General features: G+C 68.0%; 1 protein-coding gene. It reads left to right on the top strand.

Features of this window, described 5'->3' with window-relative positions; genetic code table 11:
- Positions 1–191: 191 nt before the first annotated feature.
- A complete protein-coding gene (locus MKK84_RS02465; RefSeq protein WP_243916451.1) occupies positions 192–470 on the top strand; it encodes a hypothetical protein in 279 nt (92 codons plus the stop codon).
- Positions 471–700: the final 230 nt, after the last annotated feature.

Raw genomic sequence — 700 nt, 5'->3', positions numbered from 1 at the left:
GGAGCTAGCGACGCGGCCTCACAAGGCCCCAGGATTTTCAGCAGGCTCCCGTTTGGCGACGGGGGCCTGTTGGCTTTTCAGGGTCTATCTCGCGGCGATGGTCTCCTGAATGGCGGCCGCGACACGCCTGAGCGATCCTGGCCGTGACCGCCCATGTCGGCTGGCGGTTGTGCCCAAGTCAACGTCAGGGAATGATCAGCTCGACCATGCCGGCCGGACCTTCGACTCTCGCGGACCTGCGCAAGGCGCGCATCAGCACTAGCCAGGAGGTCGTAGCAGCCATCGACCTCTACTTGCGGGACCTGGCGGCTGGGCCCTACCGGTTCGCCAGCGGCTACAGCATCGACATCGCTGCCATCGTGGCGGCTGCGCCCGGCCTCGACCGGGTCGAGCGAGCGGGCCCGCAGGAGAAGACGTTCCGGAACGGGCTGGCCGCCGCCATCATGGCCGCCCATCCGACCCCGCCGTGAATTGTCGGACGCTGAGTCCCCGCAGGGGCACCTTTACTCGGAGGCCATGGGCGGCAACCGCTGGGACACGTCGAGCCTCGTGGCGCGGCTGGAGCGCTGCGTTTTTTCGCACTTCAGAAGGCCGGGGAACCCGCACGGCAATCCAGACCCTGCCAGGGTCCCTCCCCCTCTGCGGGCTACGGTCTTCACACATCTCAGGCTAAGGCGCGGGTTGCCCTCTCCCCGCGGGC

This window comes from Methylobacterium sp. E-065 (assembly GCF_022829605.1).
In the GTDB taxonomy this organism is placed as follows: Bacteria; Pseudomonadota; Alphaproteobacteria; order Rhizobiales; family Beijerinckiaceae; genus Methylobacterium.
The sequence above is the reverse complement of the archived record's forward strand: the minus strand, read 5'-3'. Positions and strand labels throughout refer to the sequence as shown.

Bases quoted from the DNA above. Each gene is read 5' to 3' on its own strand.
- MKK84_RS02465 (WP_243916451.1), top strand. From the start codon at position 192: ATGATCAGCTCGACCATGCCGGCCGGACCTTCGACTCTCGCGGACCTG.